We start from the raw sequence: 24,457 nt of genomic DNA on the forward strand, positions 1-24,457 counted from the left end.
CGAGCGCAATCCGCTATTGGCGGTAAGTCTGTGCGTTGTCATTAGTAACCTAACTGTCTATACTCGGCGTCCGACCGCCGGGGGCTTTTGGGCCTGTTCGAAGGGGGTCGTCACTTCCTGGGTGGTGGGTACCTGACCAGTGCACTTCCCAACAACTTGCCCTGATTGTTAGGGGCTCTTCAGTGTGAAAAAAGCCGTGAATAGCCAACGACCTGTAAATCTAGACCTAAGGACCATCAAGCTCCCAGTCACTGCTTACACGTCCATCCTTCACCGTATCTCCGGTGTCATCCTCTTTGTCGGTATTGCAATCATGCTGTATGCAATGGACAAGTCGCTGGCATCCGAAGAGGGCTTCGGTGAAGTAAAAGCGTGTCTGACCAGCCCGCTGGCCAAGCTTGTCATCTGGGGGCTGCTGTCTGCCCTGCTGTATCACCTGGTGGCCGGTATCCGTCACCTGATCATGGACACGGGAGTGGGCGAGACGCTGGAAGGCGGCAAGCTGGGCTCCAAAATCGTTATCGCGGTTTCCGTGGTACTGATTCTTCTGGCAGGAGTATGGATATGGTAACCAACGTCACCAACCTTTCACGTTCGGGCCTCTATGACTGGATGGCGCAGCGTGTTTCTGCGGTCGTGCTCGCGGCTTATTTCATCTTCCTGATCGGATACATGGTCTTTCACCCGGGTCTGAGCTACGCCCAATGGCATGATCTGTTCGCCAACAACTGGATGCGCATCTTCAGTCTGCTGGCCCTCGTTGCCCTCGGCGCTCACGCCTGGGTCGGCATGTGGACCATCGCGACCGACTACCTGACGCCGATGGCGCTGGGCAAGTCCGCGACTGCAGTACGTTTCCTGTTTCAGGCGGTATGCGGCGTTCTGATGTTCGCCTACTTCGTCTGGGGTGTGCAGATTCTTTGGGGTATCTGATCCATGGCTAACACAAATACGCTTTCTTTCGACGCCATCATCATTGGTGGTGGCGGTGCGGGCATGCGCGCTGCGCTGCAGCTCGCTCAGGGTGGTCACAAGACTGCCGTGGTCACCAAGGTCTTCCCGACCCGCTCGCACACTGTGTCCGCCCAGGGTGGCATCACCTGCGCAATCGCTTCGGCCGATCCGAACGATGACTGGCGCTGGCACATGTACGATACCGTCAAGGGTTCCGATTACATCGGTGACCAGGACGCGATCGAGTACATGTGTTCCGTAGGCCCGGAAGCGGTCTTCGAGCTCGAGCACATGGGCCTGCCGTTCTCCCGCACCGAGCAGGGCCGTATCTACCAGCGTCCGTTCGGTGGTCAGTCCAAGGACTTCGGCAAGGGTGGTCAGGCTGCACGTACCTGCGCTGCTGCCGACCGTACCGGTCACGCACTGCTGCACACTCTGTACCAGGCCAACCTGAAAGCCGGCACCGTATTCCTGAACGAATACTACGCAGTGGATCTGGTGAAGAACCAGGACGGCGCGTTCGTCGGCATCATCGCCATCTGCATCGAAACCGGTGAAACGTCGTACATCCGCGCCAACGCGACTGTACTGGCCACTGGCGGTGCAGGCCGTATCTACTCCTCGACCACCAACGCCCTGATCAACACGGGTGACGGTATCGGCATGGCCCTGCGCGCCGGTGTGCCGGTTCAGGACATCGAGATGTGGCAGTTCCACCCGACCGGCATCGCTGGCGCAGGTGTACTGGTCACCGAAGGTTGCCGTGGTGAAGGCGGTTACCTGATCAACAAGCATGGCGAGCGTTTCATGGAGCGTTACGCTCCGAACGCGAAAGACCTTGCCGGTCGTGACGTCGTTGCGCGTTCCATGGTCAAGGAAATCATTGCCGGTAACGGTTGTGGCCCTGACGGTGATCACGTGATGCTCAAGCTCGATCACCTGGGTGAGGAAGTGCTGCACAGCCGTCTCCCAGGCATCATGGAGCTGTCCAAGACCTTCGCACACGTTGACCCGGCGACCGCGCCTATTCCTGTCGTGCCGACCTGCCACTACATGATGGGCGGCGTTGCCACCAACATTCACGGTCAGGCGATCACTCAGGACGCCGCTGGAACGGATCAGATCATTCCGGGTCTGTTCGCAGTAGGCGAAGTGGCTTGTGTGTCGGTTCACGGTGCCAACCGTCTGGGCGGCAACTCGTTGCTCGACCTGGTGGTGTTCGGTCGTGCTGCGGGTATCCACCTTGAGCAGGCCCTGCGTGAAGGCGTTGACTACACCCGTGCCTCCCAGTCCGACATCGACGCCGCTCTGGCGCGTCTTGCCGGTCTGAACGAACGCACCGAAGGCGAAGACGTTGCCTCGCTGCGTAAAGAGTTGCAAAGCTGCATGCAGAACTACTTCGGTGTATTCCGTACCGGCGAATACATGCAGAAAGGTATCGCCCAGTTGGCCGACCTGCGTGGTCGTATCGCCAACGTCAAGATCAACGACAAGAGCCAGGCGTTCAACACTGCCCGTATCGAAGCGCTTGAACTGCAAAACCTGCTGGAAGTCGCCGAAGCTACAGCGATTGCCGCAGAGCATCGTAAAGAGTCCCGCGGCGCTCACGCCCGTGAAGACTTTGAAGATCGCGACGACGAAAACTGGCTGTGCCACACCCTGTACTTCCCGGGTGACAAGCGCGTGACCAAGCGTGCCGTGAACTTCTCGCCGAAAACTGTTCCGACTTTTGAACCTAAGATTCGGACTTATTAAGGGGTGACCGATATGTTGCAAGTCAGTGTTTATCGTTACAACCCTGAGCAGGACGCTGCGCCGTTCATGCAGGAATTTCAGGTCGATACCGGTGGTAAGGACCTGATGGTGCTGGACGTGCTGGCCCTGGTCAAAGAACAGGATCAAGGATTCTCGTACCGCCGTTCGTGCCGTGAAGGCGTCTGCGGTTCCGACGGCATGAACATGAACGGCAAGAATGGCCTGGCGTGCATCACGCCTGTGTCTGCCGTGGTTGCCAAGGGTAAGTTGATCGTGCGTCCGCTGCCGGGCCTGCCGGTCATTCGTGACCTGGTCGTCGATATGAGCATCTTCTACAAGCAGTACGAGAAGGTGAAGCCATTCCTGCAGAACGACACGCCGGCTCCGGCCATCGAACGTCTGCAGACCCCGGAAGAGCGCGAAAAGCTCGATGGCCTGTACGAGTGCATTCTGTGCGCCTGCTGCTCGACATCCTGCCCGTCTTTCTGGTGGAACCCCGACAAGTTCCTGGGCCCGGCCGCATTGCTGCAAGCCTATCGTTTCCTGGCTGACAGCCGTGACACCCGGACCAGTGAGCGTCTGGCTTCACTGGACGATCCGTTCAGCGTGTTCCGCTGCCGCGGAATCATGAACTGCGTCAACGTTTGTCCGAAGGGCCTTAACCCGACGAAGGCTATCGGTCACGTTCGCAACATGCTTCTGCAGAACGGCGTCTGATTCATCGCTTTACCTGTAACATCGTTGTACTGAAATGGCTGCGGCGCAGGCTTCAACCGGCGCCGTGGTTTTAACCTGAGCAGTAGCTCGCAAGGCTGCGGCTCTTATTTTGAAGAAATGAGACCAGCAGGGGCATCCGGGCTGGTACCCGGACTATCTGCGTGATTCCCTGGTGACTTGATACAGTCGCTGCACACGACTATTTCAGGATTGCTCTGGTGTCTTCGCCGGTGGTGTCCCCTTACCGAGGGTGACCAAGCATGCAAGAAAGCGTGATGCAGCGCATGTGGAACAGTGCCCACCTATCCGGTGGTAACGCTGCCTATGTGGAAGAGCTCTATGAGCTTTACCTGCACGACCCTAACGCTGTGCCAGAAGAATGGCGCACCTACTTTCAGAAGTTGCCAGCTGATGGCAGCTCTGCCACTGATGTATCGCACTCGACCATTCGCGATCATTTCGTGTTGCTGGCCAAAAACCAGCGCCGCGCTCAACCGGTGTCCGCCGGCAGTGTGAGCAGCGAGCACGAGAAGAAGCAGGTTGAAGTTCTGCGACTGATCCAGGCTTATCGTATGCGCGGCCATCAGGCTGCCCAGCTCGATCCGCTGGGTCTGTGGCAGCGTCCTGCGCCCGCCGATCTGTCGATCAATCATTACGGCTTGACCAATGCCGATCTGGATACGACTTTCCGCGCCGGCGACTTGTTCATCGGCAAAGAGGAAGCGAGCCTACGCGAAATCCACGAAGCGTTGCAGCAGACATATTGTCGCACCATCGGCTCCGAGTTCACGCACATCGTGGATTCCGAGCAGCGCAACTGGTTCATGCAGCGTCTGGAAAGCGTACGCGGTCGTCCTGCCTTTTCGGCTGACATCCAGAGCCATCTGCTCGAGCGCGTAACCGCTGCCGAAGGCCTCGAAAAATACCTGGGCACCAAATACCCGGGCACCAAGCGTTTCGGCCTGGAAGGCGGCGAGAGCCTGATTCCGATGCTCGACGAGCTGATTCAGCGTTCCGGCTCCTACGGCACCAAGGAAGTCGTGATCGGCATGGCCCACCGTGGCCGTCTGAACGTACTGGTCAACACCTTCGGCAAGAACCCGCGCGACCTGTTCGACGAGTTCGAAGGCAAGAAGAAAGTGGAACTGGGTTCCGGTGACGTCAAGTATCACCAGGGCTTTTCTTCCAACGTCATGACCGCAGGCGGTGAAGTTCACCTTGCCATGGCATTCAACCCGTCTCACCTGGAGATCGTGTCTCCGGTGGTCGAGGGTTCGGTGCGCGCGCGTCAGGATCGTCGCAACGATCCGAACGGTGACAAGGTGCTGCCGATCTCCCTTCACGGCGACGCCGCCTTCGCAGGCCAGGGCGTTGTGATGGAAACCTTCCAGATGTCGCAGACCCGCGGCTTCAAGACGGGCGGCACGATCCACATCGTCATCAACAACCAGGTAGGCTTCACCATCAGCAACCCGCTGGACTCGCGTTCCACCGAGTACGCCACCGACGTTGCGAAGATGATTCAGGCACCGATTCTCCACGTAAATGGCGATGACCCTGAAGCTGTGATGTTCGTGACCCAGTTGGCGATCGATTACCGCATGCAGTTCAAGCGTGACATCGTCATCGATCTGGTCTGCTACCGTCGTCGCGGTCACAACGAAGCTGACGAGCCTAGCGGCACCCAGCCTCTGATGTACCAGCAGATCACCAAGCAGCGCACCACCCGTGAGTTGTATGCCGAGCATCTGATCAAGACCGGCATCCTCGACGAGGCCCGTGTTCAGGCCAAGGTCGACGACTACCGCAGCGCGCTGGACAATGGTCTGCACGTTGTGAAAAGCCTGGTAAAGGAACCGAACAAGGAATTGTTCGTGGACTGGCGTCCGTATCTGGGTCACGCCTGGACTGCGCGTCACGACACCCGTTTCGATCTCAAGACCCTGCAGGAACTGTCCGCCAAGCTGATGGAGCTGCCGGAAGGCTTCGTCGTGCAGCGTCAGGTCCAGAAGATCTACGAAGATCGCCAGAAGATGCAGGCCGGTGGCTTGCCGATCAACTGGGGTTATGCCGAAACCATGGCGTACGCCACGCTGGCGTTCGAAGGTCATCCGATCCGCATGACGGGTCAGGACATCGGTCGCGGTACGTTCTCGCACCGTCACGCCGTGTTGCACAACCAGAAGGACGCAGGCACCTATATTCCTCTGCAGAACCTGTATGCCGGTCAGCCTCGTTTTGACCTGTACGACTCGTTCCTGTCGGAAGAGGCGGTTCTGGCATTCGAGTACGGCTATTCGACCACCCAGCCTAACGCGCTGGTCATCTGGGAAGCCCAGTTCGGCGACTTCGCCAACGGTGCCCAGGTGGTTGTCGACCAGTTCATCACCAGCGGCGAACACAAGTGGGGCCGTCTGTGCGGTCTGACCATGCTGTTGCCTCACGGTTATGAAGGGCAGGGCCCGGAGCACTCCTCCGCACGTCTTGAGCGCTACCTGCAACTGTGTGCCGAGCACAACATTCAGGTGTGTGTACCGACGACGCCGGCCCAGATCTACCACTTGCTGCGCCGTCAGGTGATCCGTCCGTTGCGCAAGCCACTGATTGTGCTGACGCCCAAGTCGCTGTTGCGCCACAAGCTTGCGGTTTCGACGCTCGAAGAACTGGCCGAAGGCTCGTTCCAGACTGTCATTCCGGAAATCGATACCCTCGACCCGGCCAAGGTCACACGTCTGGTGCTGTGCAGCGGCAAAGTCTATTACGACCTGCTGGAAAAACGCCGTGCCGAAGGCCGTGAAGATATCGCCATCGTTCGTATCGAGCAGCTGTATCCGTTCCCTGAAGATGATCTGATGGAAACGATCGCGCCTTACACCAACCTGCAGCATGTGGTCTGGTGTCAGGAAGAGCCGATGAACCAGGGCGCCTGGTACAGCAGTCAGCATCATCTGCGTCGCAGTGTGGGCAACCACAAGCGCGAGCTCGTTCTCGAGTATGCAGGTCGTGATGCTTCTGCCGCTCCAGCCTGTGGCTACGCTTCGATGCACGCCGAGCAGCAGGAAAAACTCCTGCAAGATGCCTTCACTGTTTAACGCCTTCGAGCATTAGAAACCGAATTAAGGAATTACAGATAATGGCTATCGAGATCAAAGCCCCCTCTTTCCCGGAATCCGTTGCCGACGGCACCATTTCCAAGTGGCACAAGCAACCGGGCGAAGCGGTAAAACGTGACGAGCTGCTGGTCGACATCGAGACTGACAAGGTTGTCCTCGAAGTTCTGGCTGAAGCTGACGGCGTGCTGGCATCGATCGTTAAAGGCGAGGGCGACACTGTCCTGTCCAATGAACTGATTGCGACCCTGGACGCCGGTGCAACTGCATCCGCTGCTCCTGCTCCTGCTGCCGCCGCTGCTCCTGCCGCATCGGCGCCTGCTGCATCTGCCGCTGACGATGAAGATCCGATTGCTGCGCCAGCCGCACGCAAGCTGGCTGAAGAAAGCGGTATCAACCTGGCCAGCGTCAAAGGCACCGGTAAAGATGGCCGTATCACCAAGGAAGACCTGGTTGCCGCCATTGAAGCGAAGAAATCCGCTCCAGCCGCTGCTCCAGCTGCCAAGCCTGCTGCCGTTGCTGCGCCTGTCGTTGCCGCTGGCGACCGCACCGAGAAGCGCGTACCGATGACCCGTGTGCGTGCAACCGTGGCCAAGCGTCTGGTTGAAGCCCAGTCGAACATGGCCATGCTGACCACGTTCAACGAAGTGGACATGACTGAAGTCATGGCGCTGCGTTCGAAGTACAAGGACCTGTTCGAGAAGTCCCACAACGGCGTACGTCTGGGCTTCATGTCGTTCTTCGTCAAGGCCGCTACCGAAGCACTGAAGCGCTTCCCGGCTGTCAACGCGTCGATCGACGGTTCCGACATCGTCTACCATGGCTACGCTGACGTAGGCGTTGCGGTTTCCAGCGACCGTGGTCTGGTTGTACCGGTTCTGCGTAACGCCGAGCACATGAGCCTGGCTGAAATCGAAGGCGGCATCGCCACCTTCGGCAAGAAGGCGCGTGACGGCAAGCTGTCCATCGACGAGATGACTGGCGGCACCTTCACCATCACCAACGGCGGTACCTTCGGTTCGATGATGTCGACACCGATCGTCAACCCGCCGCAGGCAGCCATCCTGGGCATGCACAACATTCTGCAGCGTCCCATGGCAGTCAATGGTCAGGTCGTGATCCGCCCGATGATGTATCTGGCGCTGTCGTACGATCACCGTTTGATCGACGGTAAAGAAGCTGTAACCTTCCTCGTTACCATCAAGAACCTGCTGGAAGATCCAGCGCGTCTTCTGCTGGATATCTGATGAAGCAGCCAAGGGGTGCACGTGTCGGCCTGAGTGATCGGGTCGGTGTGCAGCCCGAGGCTGATGTGTTGCATCTTATGAATTGGTCGCAAGCCAGCGACGCCGCAAGGCAGAGCGGCTTGCAGCTTGCAGCTTGAAGCTCGCAGCTAAAAAGGAATCTTTTTATGTCCCAGAAATTCGACGTGGTAGTGATTGGCGCAGGCCCTGGCGGCTATGTTGCCGCCATCAAGGCTGCGCAACTTGGTCTCAAGACTGCCTGCATCGAGAAATATCAGGACAAGGAGGGCAAACTGGCCCTCGGCGGTACCTGCCTGAACGTGGGTTGCATTCCGTCCAAGGCACTGCTGGACAGCTCCTGGAAATTCTACGAAGCCAAGAACGGCTTTGCAGTCCACGGTATTTCGACTTCCGAAGTGTCCATGGATGTGCCGGCCATGATCGGTCGCAAGTCGACTATCGTCAAAGGCCTGACCGGCGGCGTTGCCAGCCTGTTCAAAGCCAACGGCGTCACCACTCTGCAAGGCCACGGCAAGCTGCTGGCTGGCAAGAAGGTCGAGCTGACCGGTGCTGACGGTACGGTCGAAATCATTGAGGCGGATCACGTGATCCTGGCTTCCGGTTCGCGTCCGATCGACATTCCACCGGCTCCGGTCGATCAGAAAGTCATCGTCGACTCCACCGGTGCACTGGAATTCCAGCAAGTGCCAAAACGCCTGGGCGTGATCGGCGCTGGCGTGATCGGCCTGGAACTGGGTTCCGTCTGGGCTCGCCTTGGCGCTCAGGTGACTGTTCTGGAAGCGCTGGAAAAATTCATTCCGGCAGCTGACGAGGCGGTTTCCAAGGAAGCGCTGAAGACCTTCACCAAGCAGGGTCTGGACATCAAGCTTGGCGCTCGCGTGACCGGCTCGAAAGTCAACGGCGAGGAAGTTGAAGTCACCTACACCGACGCTTCCGGCGAACAGAAGATCGTTTTCGACCGCTTGATCGTTGCCGTAGGCCGTCGTCCCGTGACGACTGATCTGCTGGCCGCCGACAGCGGCGTCGACATCGACGAGCGCGGCTTCATTTTCGTTGATGATCACTGCACCACCAGCGTTCCGGGCGTTTATGCGATCGGCGACGTGGTTCGTGGTCTGATGCTGGCGCACAAAGCGTCGGAAGAGGGCATCATGGTCGTCGAGCGCATCAAGGGCCACAAGGCCCAGATGAACTACGATCTGGTTCCTTCGGTCATCTACACCCACCCGGAAATCGCATGGGTCGGCAAGACCGAGCAGACCCTGAAGGCTGAAGGCGTTGAAGTCAACGTCGGCTCCTTCCCGTTCGCAGCCAGTGGCCGCGCCATGGCCGCCAACGATACCGGTGGCTTCGTCAAGATCATCGCCGATGCCAAGACCGACCGCGTTCTGGGTGTCCACGTGATTGGCCCCAGCGCTGCCGAACTGGTGCAGCAGGGTGCTATCGCAATGGAGTTCGGCAGCAGCGCCGAAGACCTCGGCATGATGGTCTTCTCGCACCCGACTCTGTCCGAAGCGCTGCACGAAGCGGCCCTGGCAGTGAATGGCGGTGCCATCCACATCCAGAACCGCAAGAAACGCTGAGACAACAAGAAACCACGATGCAGTGCCCGTCGTGAATCCTGCCAGCAGGAATCACCGCGGAATCTGCATCGGACTCGACCTCTCAGGCGGCTTCAGGATGGCCCGACGGCCGTTCAGGAGTCCACCCGGAGTAGCGGTCACAGGTGGTGCGGCACGCTGACGTGCAGCACCGAATGCGCAGTACCTAAACGAAGACGGTAATAAGCATGAATCTTCACGAGTATCAGGGTAAGCAGCTGTTCGCTGAATACGGCCTGCCAGTATCCAAAGGCTACGCAGTAGACACCCCCGAAGCAGCAGCAGAAGCCTGCGACAAGATCGGCGGAACCGAGTGGGTCGTCAAAGCCCAGGTTCACGCAGGTGGTCGCGGTAAAGCGGGCGGCGTAAAGCTGGTTCGCAGCAAGGAAGACGCTGCAGCGTTCGCACAGCAGTGGCTGGGCAAGCGTCTGGTGACTTACCAGACTGACGCCAATGGTCAGCCAGTGACCAAGATCCTGGTCGAGTCGTGCACCGATATCGCCAAAGAGCTGTACCTGGGCGCTGTTGTTGACCGTTCCAGCCGTCGTATCGTGTTCATGGCTTCCACCGAAGGTGGTGTGGACATCGAGAAGATCGCTCACGACACTCCTGAAAAGATTCTCAAGGCCACGATTGATCCACTGGTTGGCGCTCAGCCATTCCAGGGTCGCGATCTGGCATTCCAGCTGGGTCTGGAAGGCAAGCAGGTCACTCAGTTCGCCAAGATCTTCACCGGTCTGGCCAAGCTGTTCCAGGACCACGACCTGGCCCTGCTGGAAGTGAACCCGCTGGTGATCAAGGCTGACGGCGATCTGCATTGCCTGGACGCCAAGATCAACATCGACGCCAACGCCATGTACCGTCAGCCAAAGCTGAAGGCTTTCCACGATCCATCGCAGGATGACCCGCGCGAAGCTCACGCTGCCAAGTTCGAACTGAACTACGTGGCGCTGGAAGGCAACATCGGCTGCATGGTCAACGGTGCCGGTCTGGCCATGGGTACCATGGACATCGTCAACCTGCATGGCGGCAAGCCTGCAAACTTCCTTGATGTTGGCGGCGGCGCTACCAAGGAACGCGTTACCGAAGCGTTCAAGATCATCCTGTCCGACACCAACGTCGCTGCAGTACTGGTCAACATCTTCGGCGGCATCGTTCGTTGCGACATGATTGCCGAAGGCATCATCGGTGCAGTGAAAGAAGTCGGCGTGAAAATCCCGGTTGTTGTTCGTCTTGAAGGCAACAACGCTGAACTGGGCGCTAAAGTACTGGCAGAAAGCGGTTTGAACATCATCGCGGCTACCAGCCTGACCGACGCTGCTCAACAAGTCGTCAAAGCTGCGGAGGGCAAATAATGAGCGTCCTGATCAATAAAGACACCAAGGTTATCTGCCAGGGCTTCACTGGTTCGCAGGGTACCTTCCACTCCGAACAAGCCATTGCCTACGGCACCAAAATGGTTGGCGGCGTGACACCAGGCAAGGGTGGCACTACTCACCTGAACCTGCCGGTGTTCAACACTGTTGCAGAAGCTGTCGCCACCACGGGTGCCGATGCTTCGGTTATCTACGTTCCGGCTCCTTTCTGCAAGGATTCGATCCTGGAAGCTGCATTCGCCGGCATCAAGCTGATCGTCTGCATCACCGAAGGCATCCCGACCATCGACATGCTGGAAGCGAAGGTCAAGTGCGACGAGCTGGGTGTGGTCCTGATCGGCCCTAACTGCCCAGGTGTCATCACCCCGGGCGAGTGCAAGATCGGCATCATGCCAGGTCACATTCACTTGCCAGGCAAGGTCGGTATCGTGTCGCGTTCCGGCACCCTGACCTACGAAGCTGTGAAGCAGACCACTGACGCCGGTTTCGGTCAGTCCACCTGCGTCGGTATCGGTGGTGACCCGATCCCGGGCTCCAACTTCATCGACATCCTGAAACTGTTCCAGGAAGACCCGAAGACCGAAGCGATCGTCATGATCGGTGAGATCGGCGGTTCGGCTGAAGAAGAAGCGGCTGCCTACATCAAGGCACACGTGACCAAGCCGGTTGTTTCCTACATCGCGGGTGTGACTGCTCCTCCGGGCAAGCGCATGGGCCATGCGGGCGCAATCATCTCCGGCGGTAAAGGTACTGCAGACGAGAAATTCGCTGCGCTGCAGGACGCGGGCGTCAAAACCGTTCGTTCCCTGGCAGACATCGGCAAGGCCCTGGCCGAGCTGACCGGTTGGCCGGTGAAGTAAGCCTCGCTTACGTTCTCGAGCAATCGGCAAAGGCCACCTTCGGGTGGCCTTTGTGCGTTCTGGTCGTTGATAAAGCTTCACAGGGCAGGTCGGTATTCGCTGTCATGCAGGGGCGCGCTGATAAAGGGCGTATATCGGATGGTTGCCCTGTGATAGTGCATTTGTTGCCTGAGTTCGCTACCCTGTGCCCCGTTTTTGCGTCGCCCTCACAAGGGGCACGTCGCAAGGTACTGCCACGTCTTACGCTGACGGGCTGCGTTCACCTCATTCATGGGTGACGTCATTTCCCTTATCTCGATTTTGTGTGGTCCTTCGCAATGAAAGTGTTGAAAGGCCAGGACATCCTGGCACTTGGTTTTATGACGTTCGCCCTGTTCGTCGGGGCAGGCAATATCATCTTCCCGCCTATCGTGGGTCTGCAGGCCGGTCCTCATGTATGGATCGCCGCGCTGGGCTTTCTGGTGACAGCCGTAGGTCTGCCGGTAGTGACGGTGATTGCCCTGGCCAGGGTCGGCGGCGCGATGGATACGCTGAGCAGCCCGATCGGCAAGGTTGCGGGCGGTATTCTGGCAGCGGTGTGCTACCTCGCCGTCGGCCCCTTGTTCGCCACACCTCGCACGGCCACGGTTTCTTTCGAGGTCGGGCTTGCACCTCTGACCGGTGACAGCCCAATGGCGCTGGCCCTGTATAGCCTGGTCTATTTCCTGGTGGTGTTCTGGGTGTCGTTGTATCCGGGTCGCCTGCTGGACACGGTAGGGCGCTTTCTCGCGCCATTGAAGATCCTCGCGCTCGCGATTCTGGGTATCGCCGCCTTTGCGCTGCCAGCAGGTGACATCGGCACCGCAGAGCCTGCTTATACGGCGGCGCCGTTCTCGCAGGGCTTCATCAATGGCTACCTGACCATGGACACGCTGGGGGCTCTGGTCTTCGGTATCGTCATCGTCAACGCCATTCGCTCGCGGGGTGTCGAATCGCCACGGCTGATCACGCGTTATGCGATCATCGCCGGACTGATTGCCGGTGTAGGGCTGGCGCTGGTGTACATCAGCCTGTTCCGGCTGGGCTCCGGCAGCCATGCAGTGGCTGCGGGCGCCACCAATGGCGCAGTGGTGTTGCATGCCTATGTGCAACATACGTTCGGTTCGCTGGGCAGCAGCTTTCTGGCAGTGCTGATTTCCCTGGCGTGTCTGGTGACGGCGGTAGGTCTGACCTGCGCCTGTGCCGAGTATTTCGCCAAGGTCTTGCCGCTGTCCTACAGGACGCTGGTGGTGATGCTGGCTGTCTTCTCGCTGCTGGTGTCGAATCTGGGCCTGACCAAACTGATCATGTTCTCTATTCCGGTGCTGACCGCTATTTATCCGCCCTGCATCGTTCTGGTCGCGTTGAGCTTCTGCAAGGACTTCTGGCAGCGTCAGGGACGGGTAGTGGCTCCGGTCATGCTGGTGTCGCTGATCTTCGGGCTGATCGATGCGATAAAAGGTGCCGGGTTTACCGAATACCTGCCGAACGTCCTGGCTAACTTGCCGTTGAGTGAGCAGGGCCTGGCATGGTTGATTCCATCGGTTATAACGCTGGCGGGTGCCATTATTATCGACAGAATAAAAGGCAAGCGCAGCGAAGCATTGGCATGAGGCCGGTCATATAACTAAACGCGCAATAATAAAGCCCGCCTAAGCGGGCTTTATTATGTGTAGTTCTGCAAGCCGATATCTTTACTTGGTTGCAGGTGCAGCTTCAGTCGCCGGGGCCGGAGCCTGGTTGGCGTTCTCGGTCGCGCGCTGTTGAGCGGCTTCAGCGTTTTTCTGAGCGGCTTCCTGGCTTTCCTTGGCAGCGTCGTTCACTTTTTCCTGAGCCTTCTCCATCGACTCCTGGGACTGTTGGGCAGCTTTATTGGCATCTTGCTGAGTGTTCTCGGATTTTTTGTCGCAGGCGGCAAGACCCAGAGTGGCAGAAAGCATCAAGGCATAGGCTAAAGATTTACGCATGGGGTATTTCTCCTTATTGAGTATCCACGTGCCTAAGAGCATGCCCGTGTAAATTAAGTTCCAGGCGACTCGGTAGATTATTTAATCCCACTGTTTTATTCACGTTGCCTCGATCTGAAACAGCTCGCAGACAGCAGTCGATGCTATTACTCATCTGCGTGCCGATCCGGGGCGACGAAGAAGTTCATGGCCCGGCCGGCAACCGGAATGCACCGATTGATTACTTCGCTCTTGAAATCCCTCGTCCAGCCCCCACTTTGATGACTACCCGCTGCCACACAGGTTCACGCCTCACGTGGCGGCTTATGCCATCCAGATCGGAGTTTGATGACCATGAGTGTGGAAACTCAAAAGGAAACCCTGGGCTTCCAGACCGAGGTAAAGCAACTGCTTCACCTCATGATCCATTCGCTGTATTCCAACAAGGAAATCTTCCTTCGCGAATTGATCTCGAACGCGTCTGACGCGGTCGACAAATTGCGTTTCGAGGCGCTGTCCAAGCCTGAGTTGCTGGAAGGCGGCGCTGAGCTGAAGATTCGCGTGAGCTTCGACAAGGACGCGAAGACCGTGACGCTTGAAGACAACGGCATTGGTATGAGCCGTGACGATGTGATCACCCATCTGGGGACCATCGCCAAATCCGGTACAGCTGATTTCATGAAAAACCTTTCGGGCGACCAGAAGAAGGACTCGCACCTGATCGGTCAGTTCGGCGTCGGTTTCTACTCGGCATTCATTGTCGCCAGTCAGGTTGAGGTGTTCAGTCGCCGCGCGGGCCTGCCTGCCAGCGAAGGTGTGCACTGGTCGTCCAAGGGTGAGGGCGAGTTCGAAGTCGCGACCCTGGACAAGGCCGAGCGCGGAACACGCATCGTCCTGCACCTTAAGGACGGCGAAGACGAGTTTGCTGATGGCTACCGTCTGCGCAACATCATCAAGAAGTATTCCGACCACATCGCTCTGCCTATCGAGCTGCCGAAAGAGCAGGCTCCGGCGGCAGAAGGTGAAGAGGCGCCGGCGCTCGAGTGGGAAACCGTCAACCGCGCCAGCGCGCTGTGGACCCGTTCCCGTTCCGACGTGAAGGACGAGGAATATCAGGAGTTCTACAAGCACGTCGCTCATGACTATGAGAACCCGCTGAGCTGGAGCCACAACAAGGTCGAAGGCAAGCTGGAGTACACCTCGTTGCTGTATGTGCCGGCCCGTGCTCCGTTCGACCTGTATCAGCGCGAAGCGCCGCGTGGCCTGAAGCTGTATGTGCAGCGCGTGTTTGTCATGGATCAGGCCGAGTCGTTCCTGCCGTTGTACATGCGCTTCATCAAGGGCGTGGTCGATTCCAATGACCTGTCGTTGAACGTGTCCCGCGAGATCCTGCAAAAAGACCCGATCATCGACTCCATGAAGTCGGCGCTGACCAAGCGCGTCCTCGACATGCTGGAAAAGCTGGCGAAGAACGAGCCTGAGCAGTACAAGGGCTTCTGGAAGAATTTCGGTCAGGTCCTCAAGGAAGGCCCGGCAGAAGACTTCGCCAACAAGGAGAAGATCGCCGGCCTGCTGCGCTTCGCCTCCACCTCCGACGAGAGTGGCGAGCAGAGCGTTTCTCTGGCCGAGTACCTGGCTCGCGCCAAGGAAGGTCAGGACAAGATCTACTACCTGACCGGCGAGTCCTACGCTCAGGTCAAGAACAGCCCGCACCTGGAAGTCTTCCGCAAGAAAGGCATTGAAGTGTTGCTGCTGACCGACCGTATCGACGAGTGGCTGATGAGCTACCTGAGCGATTTCGATGGCAAGGGTTTCGTCGATGTGGCACGTGGTGATCTGGATCTGGGCAAACTTGACTCCGAAGAGGACAAGAAGGCTCAGGAGGAAATCGCCAAGGACAAGGAAGGCTTGATCGAACGTATCAAGACGGCCTTGGGCGAGTCTGTCAGTGAAGTGCGTGTGTCGCATCGTCTGACCGATTCACCTGCAATTCTGGCCATCGGCGAGCAGGACATGGGCTTGCAGATGCGTCAGATTCTGGAAGCCAGTGGTCAGAAGGTTCCGGATTCCAAGCCGATCTTCGAGTTCAACCCGGCGCACCCTCTGATCGGCAAACTGGACGCCGAGCAGAGCGAAGAGCGCTTTGGCGACCTGTCGCACATCCTGTTCGATCAGGCTGCACTGGCTGCCGGTGACAGCCTCAAAGATCCGGCCGCTTACGTGCGCCGTCTGAACAAGCTGTTGGTAGAACTGTCGGTTTGATGACCGAATGACAGAAAACCCGCTTCGGCGGGTTTTTTGTTTGTGCTTTCGCACTGTATTTTTTCGAAACTCAAATGATCAGGAGTCAGCGATGAGCAGCAAGATTACTGTCCGTTCCGTGGTGCATCAGATTGATGGCCAGCCCTATGAAAGTCGTCTCGTGTACGACGCCAGCGCCACCTCGTCACGTCCGGGTCTGCTGATGGCGCCCAACTGGATGGGTGTCAGCGAAGGCGCCGAAGACATCGCCAAGGCCGTGGCTGAGCAGGGCTATGTGGTACTGCTGGCCGACCTTTATGGTCAGAAAATTCGCCCGGCCAATGGTGATGAAGCAGGCGCAGCGATGATGCCGCTGAAAGATGATCGTGCATTGCTGCGCAAGCGCATGCAGGCCGGTCTTGATCTGCTGCTGAGTCAGGCAGGTGTGTCACTGGACGCCAAACGTATCGCGACGTTCGGCTTCTGCTTCGGCGGCTGCTGTTCACTGGAGCTGGCACGCAGCGGCGCAGACCTCAAGGCAGCCATATCCTTCCATGGCACGCTGGACACGCCAAACCCTGCCGATGCCGGCAATATCAAGGGATCTGTTCTGGTCCTGAACGGCGCATCGGATCCGATGGTGCCCAAAGATCAGCAGTTGGCGTTCGAAGACGAAATGAATGCGGCGAATGTGGACTGGCAGTTGCACAACTACGGTGGCGCCTTCCATTCGTTCACCGATCCGCACGCCAATGTTCCGGGCAAGATGATGTACGACGCCAAGGTCGCTGCGCGCGCCTTCAAGTCAATGCACGATCTGTTGAACGAAGTGTTCAACGAGAAATAAGAGCATCAAGGGCCGGATCAAGGCAGCTCGATCCGGCCCGTTTCTCCCGGAACGGTCGGCCAGTCGCCCTCTGCCCATCGACGGCGTGCGCTTTCGATCAGTACGGGATCGCTGGCAACGAAATTCCAGTTCATGCGACGCGGCCCGTCCAGTGCTGCGCCGCCTATCAGAACGGCATGGCATTCGCTTTCCGCGCACAGATTGACAGTGGTTCCCGGCTCCAGCACGACCAGCGTGCAGGGCAAGACCGGCGTGCCGTCCAGTGCAGCTTCACCCTCTAAAACGTACAGCGCGCGCTCCTGATGTTCCGGCTCGATCGCCAGGGTTGTGGCGGTCTGCAGGCGCAATTCGGCGTACAGCGTGTCTGAGAGCACCGGTACGGGTGATTGCAGTCCAAAGCCGCTACCGGCCAGCATCCGTATGAAAATGCCCATATTGTCGCGTTGCGGCAGGCTGTGTGCCGGGTGATAGCTGTAATGACCTGGACCTTGTTCATGGTCGCGAGGTGACGCGAGCCAGATCTGCAGGCCATGCAGGCGCGAGCCGCGCACCCGCAAGGGGGCCGGTGTGCGTTCGATATGAGCAATGGCTGCGCCTGACGTCATCCAGCTTACATCTCCTGCCTTGACGCACTGGTCGCTGCCCAGGCTGTCCTTGTGCTGCAGTTCGCCTTCCAGCAGATACGTCAGCGTCGACAGGCCGATATGCGGGTGCTGGCGGATATCCATGCCGGTGCCTGGCGGGTAATCCGTCGCCAGCATGTGGTCGAAGAATACGAATGGCCCGATGCTGCGGCAGCGTGCGGAGGGCAGGGGACGCAGAATCGGCTGGCCTTCCACCGTTTCGGCGCGTGGTGTGAGGGTGAGCATGGTTCGGGTCTCGATGGTCGGTCAGGGAGTGTCTGGAATCATAACGCGGGCAGGGCGAGGGGAGAACGTCATGGTCGGCATGACCGATTTCCTGCGGCAAGCCGCCCCGACAAGTGTTTTCATCCAGCCTGCTGCGTACCGCAGTCCGAAAACGGAAAAGGCGCCTCGAAAGGCGCCTTTTCTGTCTTGCACGGGTTCTTGCTTACGCTTGGTAGCGCTGCAGAACCAGCGTGGCGTTGGTGCCGCCGAAGCCGAAGCTGTTGCTCATGACGCGATCGAGCTTTGCGTTTTCCCGTGTTTCCAGCAGGATTGGCATGTCAGCGACTTTCGGGTCCAGCTCGTCGATGTTGGCGGAGCCGGCGATGAACTTGTTTTCCATCATCAGCAGGCAGTAGATCGCTTCGTGAACGCCAGCGGCGCCCAGCGAGTGACCTGACAGGCTCTTGGTGGAACTGATCGCCGGGGCTTTGTCGCCGAAGACTGCACGCACTCCGTTCATTTCCATTTCATCGCCGACCGGGGTCGAGGTGCCATGGGTGTTCAGGTAGTCGATCGGGCCTTCAACGGTCGACAGTGCCATCTGCATGCAGCGGATGGCACCTTCGCCGCTTGGTGCGACCATGTCATAGCCATCGGAAGTCGCGCCGTAGCCGACGATTTCCGCGTAGATCTTCGCGCCGCGCGCCAGCGCGTGTTCCAGCTCCTCGACCACGACCATGCCGCCGCCGCCTGCGATGACGAAACCGTCACGCTTGGCGTCGTACGCGCGGGAAGCCTTCTCCGGCGTCTCGTTGTACTGGGTCGACAGCGCGCCCATTGCATCGAACAGGAACGACTGGCTCCAGTGTTCTTCTTCGCCACCGCCTGCGAAGACGATGTCCTGCTTGCCCAACTGGATCTGCTCGACAGCGTTGCCGATGCAGTGGGCGCTGGTGGCGCAGGCGGACGAGATGGAGTAGTTCACACCCTTGATCTTGAAGGGCGTGGCCAGGCAGGCGGAAACGGTGCTGCCCATGGTCCGCGTGACGCGGTAAGGGCCGACGCGCTTGACGCCTTTTTCACGCAGGATATCCAGCGCTTCCATCTGATTCAGCGTCGACGCGCCGCCGCTGCCAGCGATCAGGCCGGTGCGCACGTTGGACACCTGCTCGTCGGTCAGGCCGGAGTCAGCGATGGCGTCTTTCATGGCCAGGTAGGCATAGGCTGCCGCGTGGCCGACGAAACGGAAAATCTTGCGATCGATCAGTTCTTCGAGGTTGAGGTCGATGGAGCCGGCAACCTGGCTACGCAGACCCATTTCGGCATATTCCGGCTGGAATTTGATGCCAGGGCGGTTGGCACGCAGGTTAGCGGTGACGGTGTCTTTGTCATTGCCCAAGCAGGAAACAATACCCAGACCAGTGATAACGACGCGGCGCATGCGATTACCCTTAGAAATTTTCAGTGGAAGTGAACAGGCCGACACGAAGACCTTCGGCACTGTAGATTTCGCGACCATCAACGCTCACGGTACCGTCGGCGATTGCCAGGACCAGTTTGCCGCGCATGGTGCGTTTGATATGGATGTTATAGGTGACTTTTTTGGCGGTCGGGAGGACCTGGCCGAAAAACTTCACTTCACCCGAACCCAGGGCACGCCCGCGGCCGGGGTTGCCTTGCCAGCCCAGATAGAAACCGACCAGTTGCCACATGGCGTCAAGGCCCAGGCAGCCCGGCATTACAGGGTCGCCTTCGAAGTGACAGGCAAAGAACCACAGGTCAGGATTGATATCGAGTTCGGCGACCAACTCACCCTTGCCGAACTTGCCGCCTTCTTCGCTGATGTGCGTAATGCGGTCAACCATCAGCATATTGGGGGCGGGCAGTTGCGCATTACCTGGGCCGAACAGCTCGCCACGACTGCAGCGCAGCAGGTCTTCCCGGGTAAAGGCGTGTTGTTTGGTCATGCGAGCTCCTCAATGATCTTGTGCGGCAGGTTGGGGCGCCACTGGCCCAAACGCCAGTCCTGGCGGACTAATTTGCCAGGACTATGTCCGGCAGCCTACTCATAGACTGTTGCGTTGTAGTGAAAGTCACAGGACAGGAGAAATCAAAGTACACCTGTGCACTGAATTTTGTCATTCGACCGCCGTTAAGGGTCGATCAGAAGGTCAAGACTGCCGCAATTTAACATTTATCGCCAGTCGCAGGTGTCCGAAAGAATAGCCAGCGCCGCAAAACCTGCTGTAAATCAGCGTGTTTGAATGGCTTTGCGAGGTAGTCGTCCATGCCCGCCTGTAAACAGGCGTCACGATCACCCTGCAGTGCATTGGCCGTCAAAGCGATAATCGGCAGTTGCTCAAGACCTTCCAGCTGCCTGATCCGACGCGTGGCTTCATAGCCGTCCATGACCGGCAGTCGGCAGTCCATCAGAATCAGACCGTATTCTCCTGCACTGGCCATGGTCACGGCCTGGGCACCATCAATGGCGATGTCCACCCGGCATCCCAGATTGTGCAGCATCGCCTGGACCACGGTACGGTTCACCGGATTGTCTTCGACCAGCAGAACACTGCGTTCCTTGCCCGAGGCGTCCAGGGCCGACAGTGGCTGGCGCTTATCGACGGGCAGTTGCCGTGAGACCGGCAGTGGGATCTGCAGGGTGAACAGTGAGCCTTGGCCTTCTTCGCTCTGTGCGTGCAGGGTGCCGCCCATGCGCTCGGCCAACGTGCGCGCGATCGGCAGCCCAAGACCGGTTCCGCCGTAGCGTCTGGAAATGGAGCTGTCGGCCTGCTGAAAGGCGTCGAACATGGATTCCAGCATGTCGGCATGAATGCCGATCCCGCTGTCCTGAACGGTGCAGGCAAACAGCAACTGGTCGTCATCGATCAGGCTCCAGCCAGCCTTGATGCAGACGCTGCCTTCTTCGGTGAACTTCAGCGCGTTGCCGATCAGGTTGACCAGAATCTGCCGGATGCGCGTCGGGTCGCCAATGACCGTCAGCGATCCCAGACCGGGCTGAACGTGCAGATTCAGCTGCAGGTTGCGCTGCTGTGCGTTGTGGTTGAAGGCCTGGGTCGAGGCGTTGACCAGTTCGGCCAGATTGAACGCAATGCCTTCCATTTGCAGCGCGTCGCGTTCGATGCGCGAGAAATCGAGAATGTCGTTGATGACCCGCAAAAGATGCTCGGTGGACTCGGTCGCGAGCGCAGCATATTCGCTCTGCTCGTCGGTCATGCGGGTCGTTTCCAACAGTTGCAGCATGCCCAGCACACCGTTCATGGGGGTGCGCAATTCGTGGCTCATCATCGCCAGAAAGTCGGATTTGGCACGGTTGGCCTGTTCCGCTTCCTCACGGGTCTGGATAAGCTGTGCCATGGAACGCTGCTGCTCCAGACTGGCCTTGTCCAGATTCGCTGCCAGGTTATTGATGTGCCGCGCCAGCGCGCCAAGCTCGGCATCGTCGCTGACCGGCAGCGGCGTTCGGTAATCGCCTTGCTGAATGGCCTTCAGGGCTTCACCCATACGGCTGATCGGGCGCGACAGGCTGAGCGCAAGACGTCTGGCCAGCAGAAAGGTGAATAACAGTGCGCACAGCGCCAGGATGCCGGCCTTGAGCAGGATCTCCTGCTGGCGTCGGTTGAAGGCCTCGCTGGACATGCCGACCAATACCCGGCCCAGATAATGTCTGGAGCCTGTCGTCGGGGTTTGCGCGCCTGTGGCAGGAGCCTTTTGCACCACCAGATGCTGGGCACGCACCGGTGCCTGGAAAATTTCCATCTGACGGGTCTGGTGCTCGTTTTCCCGTGGTTGATCGATGTAGACCAGAACGGTGTTGGAGCTGTCCTGAATTTCTACATAGCGAACACTGGGCATGGACAGCGTGGCGCGCATCAGGCCCTTGAGGCTTTCGGTGTCGCCGACCAGCAGCCCTGGCTCGGCAGCAGGGGCCAACTGGTTGGCGATCAGCTGGCCGGTGTGATTGAGCTCCTGGCGCAGATCCTGAATGCGCACGAACGTGAAGAAACCAATCAGCAGGACAGTCAGAAGCAGCGCCGGGCCGAGGCTGATCATTTGCGTGCGGGTATTGATGTCCCAGTGACGAAACGTCATCGCCAGCCCCGGTTGGCAGGGGCCTGTCCCTGAAAATCGATTGATGCATCCATGCCGGTGCGCTCGCTGGTTTGTTTCAGTGCATCAGTGGCATCGGTCTGGCTGCGCAAGAGGCGATGTTCACGATAATGCATGCAGTGTGCGCGCATGTTAACCGAGATGGCGGCAGTTTCCAGACACCTTATTATTTGCTGACAGGCTCTGGCGCGTTTGACGCTGGCCGATGACGCAACGCTCCGTATAATGCCGACATCGCCAATCAATGGCCCAGGATGGATTGATTTATGACCACGCAGCAGCCTGTAGCGGTTCTTGGTGGCGGCAGCTTTGGCACGGCCATCGCAAATCTTCTGGCCGAAAACGGTCATCAGGTTCGCCAGTGGATGCGTGATCCCGAGCAGGCGGAGGCCATTCGCGTCAATCGTGAAAACCCGCGCTACCTCAAGGGCATCAAGGTTCGGCCGGAAGTGGAGCCTGTCACCGATCTGGCCGCAACGCTTGAAGGCAGCGAGCTGATTTTCGTCGCATTGCCCTCCAGCGCCCTGCGCAGTGTGCTTTCACCTCACGTCGAATGCCTGAGCGGCAAGATGCTGGTGAGCCTGACCAAGGGTATCGAAGCACAGACCTTCAAGCTGATGAGCCAGATCCTCGAAGAGATCGTGCCACAGGCGCGCATCGGTGTGTTGTCCGGACCAAATCTGGCACGGGAAATCGCCGAGCATGCGTTGACCGCCACGGTCGTCGCCAGCGAAGACGAGGCGCTGTGTCAGCAGGTGCAGGCTGTTCTGCATGGTCGTACGTTTCGTGTGTATGCCAGCGCTGACCGGTTCGGTGTCGAACTGGGCGGGGCGCTGAAGAACGTGTACGCGATCATCGCCGGCATGGCCGTGGCACTGGATATGGGGGAAAACACCAAAAGCATGCTGATCACGCGCGCGCTGGCCGAGATGACCCGCTTTGCGGTGGCCCAGGGTGCCAATCCAATGACCTTTCTGGGGCTGGCCGGAGTCGGCGACCTGATCGTCACCTGTTCGTCGCCGAAGAGCCGCAATTATCAGGTCGGGTTCGCGCTGGGCCAGGGGCTGACGCTGGACGAGGCTGTCACGCGTCTGGGCGAGGTTGCAGAAGGGGTGAACACCCTCAGGGTGCTCAAGGTCAAAGCCCAGGAAGTTCAGGTCTATATGCCGTTGGTCGCGGGCCTGCATGCCATCCTTTTCGAAGGTCGTACGCTCAATCAGGTGATCGAGGCGCTGATGCGCGCCGAGCCCAAGACGGACGTCGACTTCATTTCAATCACGGGCTTCAATTGAAACCACCTCAGCCGGGAGAAGGATCTTGAACGAGTCGAATACCCAGAAGAACGAATCCATCGCGCTGCGCATCCTCTGGATGCTGCTGTTCATCATTGTCTGGCAGGTCGCGGAAGTGGTGTTGGCAGGCGTGGTGCTGGTGCAATTGGGCTATCGCCTGATCTACGGCGCACCCAGCGGCAGCCTGATGAATTTTGGCGACAGCCTCAGCCAGTTCCTGGCCCAGATTGGCCGTTTCGGCACCTTTCATTCGGATCAGAAACCCTGGCCGTTCGCCGATTGGCCAACGCCTCGCGTTCCGGAGGGCGAAGCGGCGCATTGTGTTGCGCCGGCACCGCATCCGGTGCGCGACGAGGAGCCTGAGCTATGAAGGTCTGGGTGCTGCGCCACGGTGAAGCCCAGTCCAGGGCGCGCAGCGATGCCGAGCGAGAACTGACCGCTCACGGTCGCGAAGAAGTGCTCAAGAGCGCTGTCCACCTGACCGACAAGCCACTGCAGAAAATCCTTGCCAGCCCTTATGTCCGCGCGCAGCAGACGGCCGGACTGGTGCACAGGTCGCTCGGCTTCGATGACGCGATCGTGACCGTGTCCTGGCTGACACCAGACAGCGATCCGCGAGAGGTTCTGGACCATCTGGCGACACTCGCGGTTGACGAAGTCCTGCTGGTCAGCCACCAGCCTTTGGTCGGCGCTCTTATCGGGCTGCTGGTCCACGGCAGTTATCAGCATGCCGAGCCGATGAGTACGGCCAGCCTTGCCGAGCTGGAAGGCGAGCATGTGCTTGCGGGCGGCATGAACCTCAACAGCATTCGTCACGTTTGAGCGGACCCGCAAGTTGGCCGCTCGCCGTGTGAAAACCAGCGTCACCCCACCATAAAAAGGACTGAACATGAGTGTATGGCGTGTCACCCCTGATATCGACGCCCTGATGAAGGCGCAGAAGAACACCATCGGCGAAGTGCTGGATATCCGCTTCGAAGCCTTCACGGACGACTCCCTGACCGCCAGCATGGTGGTCGATCAGCGTACCCATCAGCCTTTCGGCCTGCTGCACGGAGGGGCGTCGGTCGTGCTCGCCGAGTCACTGGGTTCGATGGCCAGCTATCTGGTCGTGGATCCGGACAAATTTTTCTGCGTAGGGCTCGAGGTCAACGCCAACCATCTGCGTGGCGTGCGTTCCGGACGAGTCACAGGCGTGGTAAAACCGGTGCACCTCGGTCGCACCACCCATGTCTGGGACATTCGAATCACGACTGATGAAGGCAAATTGAGCTGTATCTCGCGACTGACCGTCGCGGTGGTGCCACACGGGCAGGAGCCGCCAGCTCGCTGATTCGAGTCTTGGCGATCAAAGCGGCGCCCATTGTTCCGGTTTGGGCTACAGACAATCCAATCCGCACCCTCTGCCGACGTCAGCGCGCTGGTCATGCAGGCTTGTGAGTTTCAGATCGCTTACATGAACGCGTCGTTTGGTTGATTTGCCGAGAAGCTGTGAA

At 58.8% G+C, this 24,457-nt stretch carries 21 protein-coding genes; 16 read left to right on the forward strand and 5 right to left on the reverse strand.

From position 1 onward, the window contains the following. Positions 1 to 184 precede the first annotated feature (184 nt). The 10 genes from sdhC (at position 185) to brnQ (ending at position 13,269) form a co-directional block, all read left to right on the forward strand. Entirely contained in the window at positions 185 to 571 is a 387-nt protein-coding gene (gene sdhC / locus JTJ32_RS24905; RefSeq protein ID WP_004882581.1) for a succinate dehydrogenase, cytochrome b556 subunit, read from the forward strand. Next, positions 565 to 933, forward strand: coding sequence for a succinate dehydrogenase, hydrophobic membrane anchor protein (sdhD, locus tag JTJ32_RS24910; protein WP_004882580.1), 369 nt, complete (start codon positions 565 to 567; stop codon positions 931 to 933). Before sdhC ends, sdhD begins: the two co-directional genes overlap by 7 nt. 3 nt (positions 934 to 936) lie before the next feature. Further along, positions 937 to 2,709 carry a succinate dehydrogenase flavoprotein subunit gene (gene sdhA / locus JTJ32_RS24915; protein ID WP_099227213.1) on the forward strand — a complete coding sequence of 591 codons (1,773 nt, stop codon included), beginning with the start codon at positions 937 to 939 and terminating at the stop codon, positions 2,707 to 2,709. Between the two features lie 12 nt (positions 2,710 to 2,721). Further along, positions 2,722 to 3,426 carry a succinate dehydrogenase iron-sulfur subunit gene (locus JTJ32_RS24920; protein ID WP_004882578.1) on the forward strand — a complete coding sequence of 235 codons (705 nt, stop codon included), beginning with the start codon at positions 2,722 to 2,724 and terminating at the stop codon, positions 3,424 to 3,426. A gap of 260 nt (positions 3,427 to 3,686) precedes the next feature. Beyond that, entirely contained in the window at positions 3,687 to 6,518 is a 2,832-nt protein-coding gene (locus JTJ32_RS24925) for a 2-oxoglutarate dehydrogenase E1 component (RefSeq protein WP_184323285.1), read from the forward strand. Between the two features lie 41 nt (positions 6,519 to 6,559). Continuing rightward, complete coding sequence (gene odhB, locus JTJ32_RS24930) at positions 6,560 to 7,783, forward strand: 2-oxoglutarate dehydrogenase complex dihydrolipoyllysine-residue succinyltransferase (RefSeq protein ID WP_210043636.1); 1,224 nt, start codon at positions 6,560 to 6,562, stop codon at positions 7,781 to 7,783. A 164-nt stretch (positions 7,784 to 7,947) separates the two neighbouring features. Continuing rightward, complete coding sequence (lpdA, locus tag JTJ32_RS24935) at positions 7,948 to 9,384, forward strand: dihydrolipoyl dehydrogenase (protein ID WP_099227216.1); 1,437 nt, start codon at positions 7,948 to 7,950, stop codon at positions 9,382 to 9,384. Positions 9,385 to 9,590: 206 nt separating this feature from the next. After that, positions 9,591 to 10,757, forward strand: coding sequence for an ADP-forming succinate--CoA ligase subunit beta (gene sucC / locus JTJ32_RS24940; RefSeq protein WP_004882574.1), 1,167 nt, complete (start codon positions 9,591 to 9,593; stop codon positions 10,755 to 10,757). Next, complete coding sequence (gene sucD / locus JTJ32_RS24945; RefSeq protein WP_004882573.1) at positions 10,757 to 11,638, forward strand: succinate--CoA ligase subunit alpha; 882 nt, start codon at positions 10,757 to 10,759, stop codon at positions 11,636 to 11,638. Before sucC ends, sucD begins: the two co-directional genes overlap by 1 nt. Positions 11,639 to 11,955: 317 nt before the next feature. Then, positions 11,956 to 13,269, forward strand: a complete 1,314-nt coding sequence (gene brnQ, locus JTJ32_RS24950) for a branched-chain amino acid transport system II carrier protein (protein WP_210043637.1) — start codon at positions 11,956 to 11,958, stop codon at positions 13,267 to 13,269. A gap of 81 nt (positions 13,270 to 13,350) precedes the next feature. Here the strand turns inward: brnQ and JTJ32_RS24955 are convergent, their stop codons facing one another. Next, positions 13,351 to 13,623, reverse strand: coding sequence for a hypothetical protein (locus tag JTJ32_RS24955; protein WP_004882571.1), 273 nt, complete (start codon positions 13,621 to 13,623; stop codon positions 13,351 to 13,353). Positions 13,624 to 13,956: 333 nt separating this feature from the next. Between JTJ32_RS24955 and htpG the strand changes: the two genes are divergently transcribed. Together htpG and JTJ32_RS24965 are read left to right on the forward strand one after the other, a co-directional pair. Next, positions 13,957 to 15,864 (forward strand): molecular chaperone HtpG, encoded by a 1,908-nt coding sequence (gene htpG / locus JTJ32_RS24960; protein WP_210043638.1) that lies wholly within the window; start codon positions 13,957 to 13,959, stop codon positions 15,862 to 15,864. A 91-nt stretch (positions 15,865 to 15,955) separates the two neighbouring features. Continuing rightward, positions 15,956 to 16,690 (forward strand): dienelactone hydrolase family protein, encoded by a 735-nt coding sequence (locus JTJ32_RS24965; protein ID WP_210043639.1) that lies wholly within the window; start codon positions 15,956 to 15,958, stop codon positions 16,688 to 16,690. A gap of 17 nt (positions 16,691 to 16,707) precedes the next feature. Here the strand turns inward: JTJ32_RS24965 and JTJ32_RS24970 are convergent, their stop codons facing one another. The 4 genes from JTJ32_RS24970 to JTJ32_RS24985 all read right to left on the reverse strand — a co-directional run bounded on the left by JTJ32_RS24970 (position 16,708) and on the right by JTJ32_RS24985 (position 21,651). Beyond that, complete coding sequence (locus JTJ32_RS24970; RefSeq protein WP_210043640.1) at positions 16,708 to 17,559, reverse strand: pirin family protein; 852 nt, start codon at positions 17,557 to 17,559, stop codon at positions 16,708 to 16,710. A 202-nt stretch (positions 17,560 to 17,761) separates the two neighbouring features. Then, positions 17,762 to 18,979 (reverse strand): beta-ketoacyl-ACP synthase I, encoded by a 1,218-nt coding sequence (gene fabB, locus JTJ32_RS24975; protein WP_099227220.1) that lies wholly within the window; start codon positions 18,977 to 18,979, stop codon positions 17,762 to 17,764. 10 nt (positions 18,980 to 18,989) lie between these two features. Continuing rightward, entirely contained in the window at positions 18,990 to 19,505 is a 516-nt protein-coding gene (gene fabA / locus JTJ32_RS24980; RefSeq protein WP_024686114.1) for a 3-hydroxyacyl-[acyl-carrier-protein] dehydratase FabA, read from the reverse strand. Positions 19,506 to 19,725: 220 nt separating this feature from the next. Next, positions 19,726 to 21,651 carry a response regulator gene (locus JTJ32_RS24985; RefSeq protein WP_210043641.1) on the reverse strand — a complete coding sequence of 642 codons (1,926 nt, stop codon included), beginning with the start codon at positions 21,649 to 21,651 and terminating at the stop codon, positions 19,726 to 19,728. A 284-nt stretch (positions 21,652 to 21,935) separates the two neighbouring features. Here JTJ32_RS24985 and JTJ32_RS24990 point away from each other — a divergent pair, with 284 nt between their 5' ends. The 4 genes from JTJ32_RS24990 (at position 21,936) to JTJ32_RS25005 (ending at position 24,294) form a co-directional block, all read left to right on the forward strand. After that, a complete protein-coding gene (locus tag JTJ32_RS24990) occupies positions 21,936 to 22,961 on the forward strand; it encodes an NAD(P)H-dependent glycerol-3-phosphate dehydrogenase (RefSeq protein WP_099227222.1) in 1,026 nt (341 codons plus the stop codon). A gap of 25 nt (positions 22,962 to 22,986) precedes the next feature. After that, the gene (locus JTJ32_RS24995) at positions 22,987 to 23,331 is read left to right on the forward strand and encodes a DUF4389 domain-containing protein (RefSeq protein WP_210043642.1); all 345 of its coding nucleotides are present in this window, start codon (positions 22,987 to 22,989) and stop codon (positions 23,329 to 23,331) included. Beyond that, the gene (gene sixA, locus JTJ32_RS25000) at positions 23,328 to 23,783 is read left to right on the forward strand and encodes a phosphohistidine phosphatase SixA (protein WP_210043643.1); all 456 of its coding nucleotides are present in this window, start codon (positions 23,328 to 23,330) and stop codon (positions 23,781 to 23,783) included. Before JTJ32_RS24995 ends, sixA begins: the two co-directional genes overlap by 4 nt. 67 nt (positions 23,784 to 23,850) lie before the next feature. Further along, positions 23,851 to 24,294: a hotdog fold thioesterase gene (locus JTJ32_RS25005; RefSeq protein ID WP_099227225.1), complete on the forward strand. Its 444-nt coding sequence runs from the start codon at positions 23,851 to 23,853 to the stop codon at positions 24,292 to 24,294. Positions 24,295 to 24,457 lie beyond the last annotated feature (163 nt).

It is taken from the genome of Pseudomonas alliivorans (assembly GCF_017826695.1).
Classification (GTDB): domain Bacteria; phylum Pseudomonadota; class Gammaproteobacteria; order Pseudomonadales; family Pseudomonadaceae; genus Aquipseudomonas; species Aquipseudomonas alliivorans.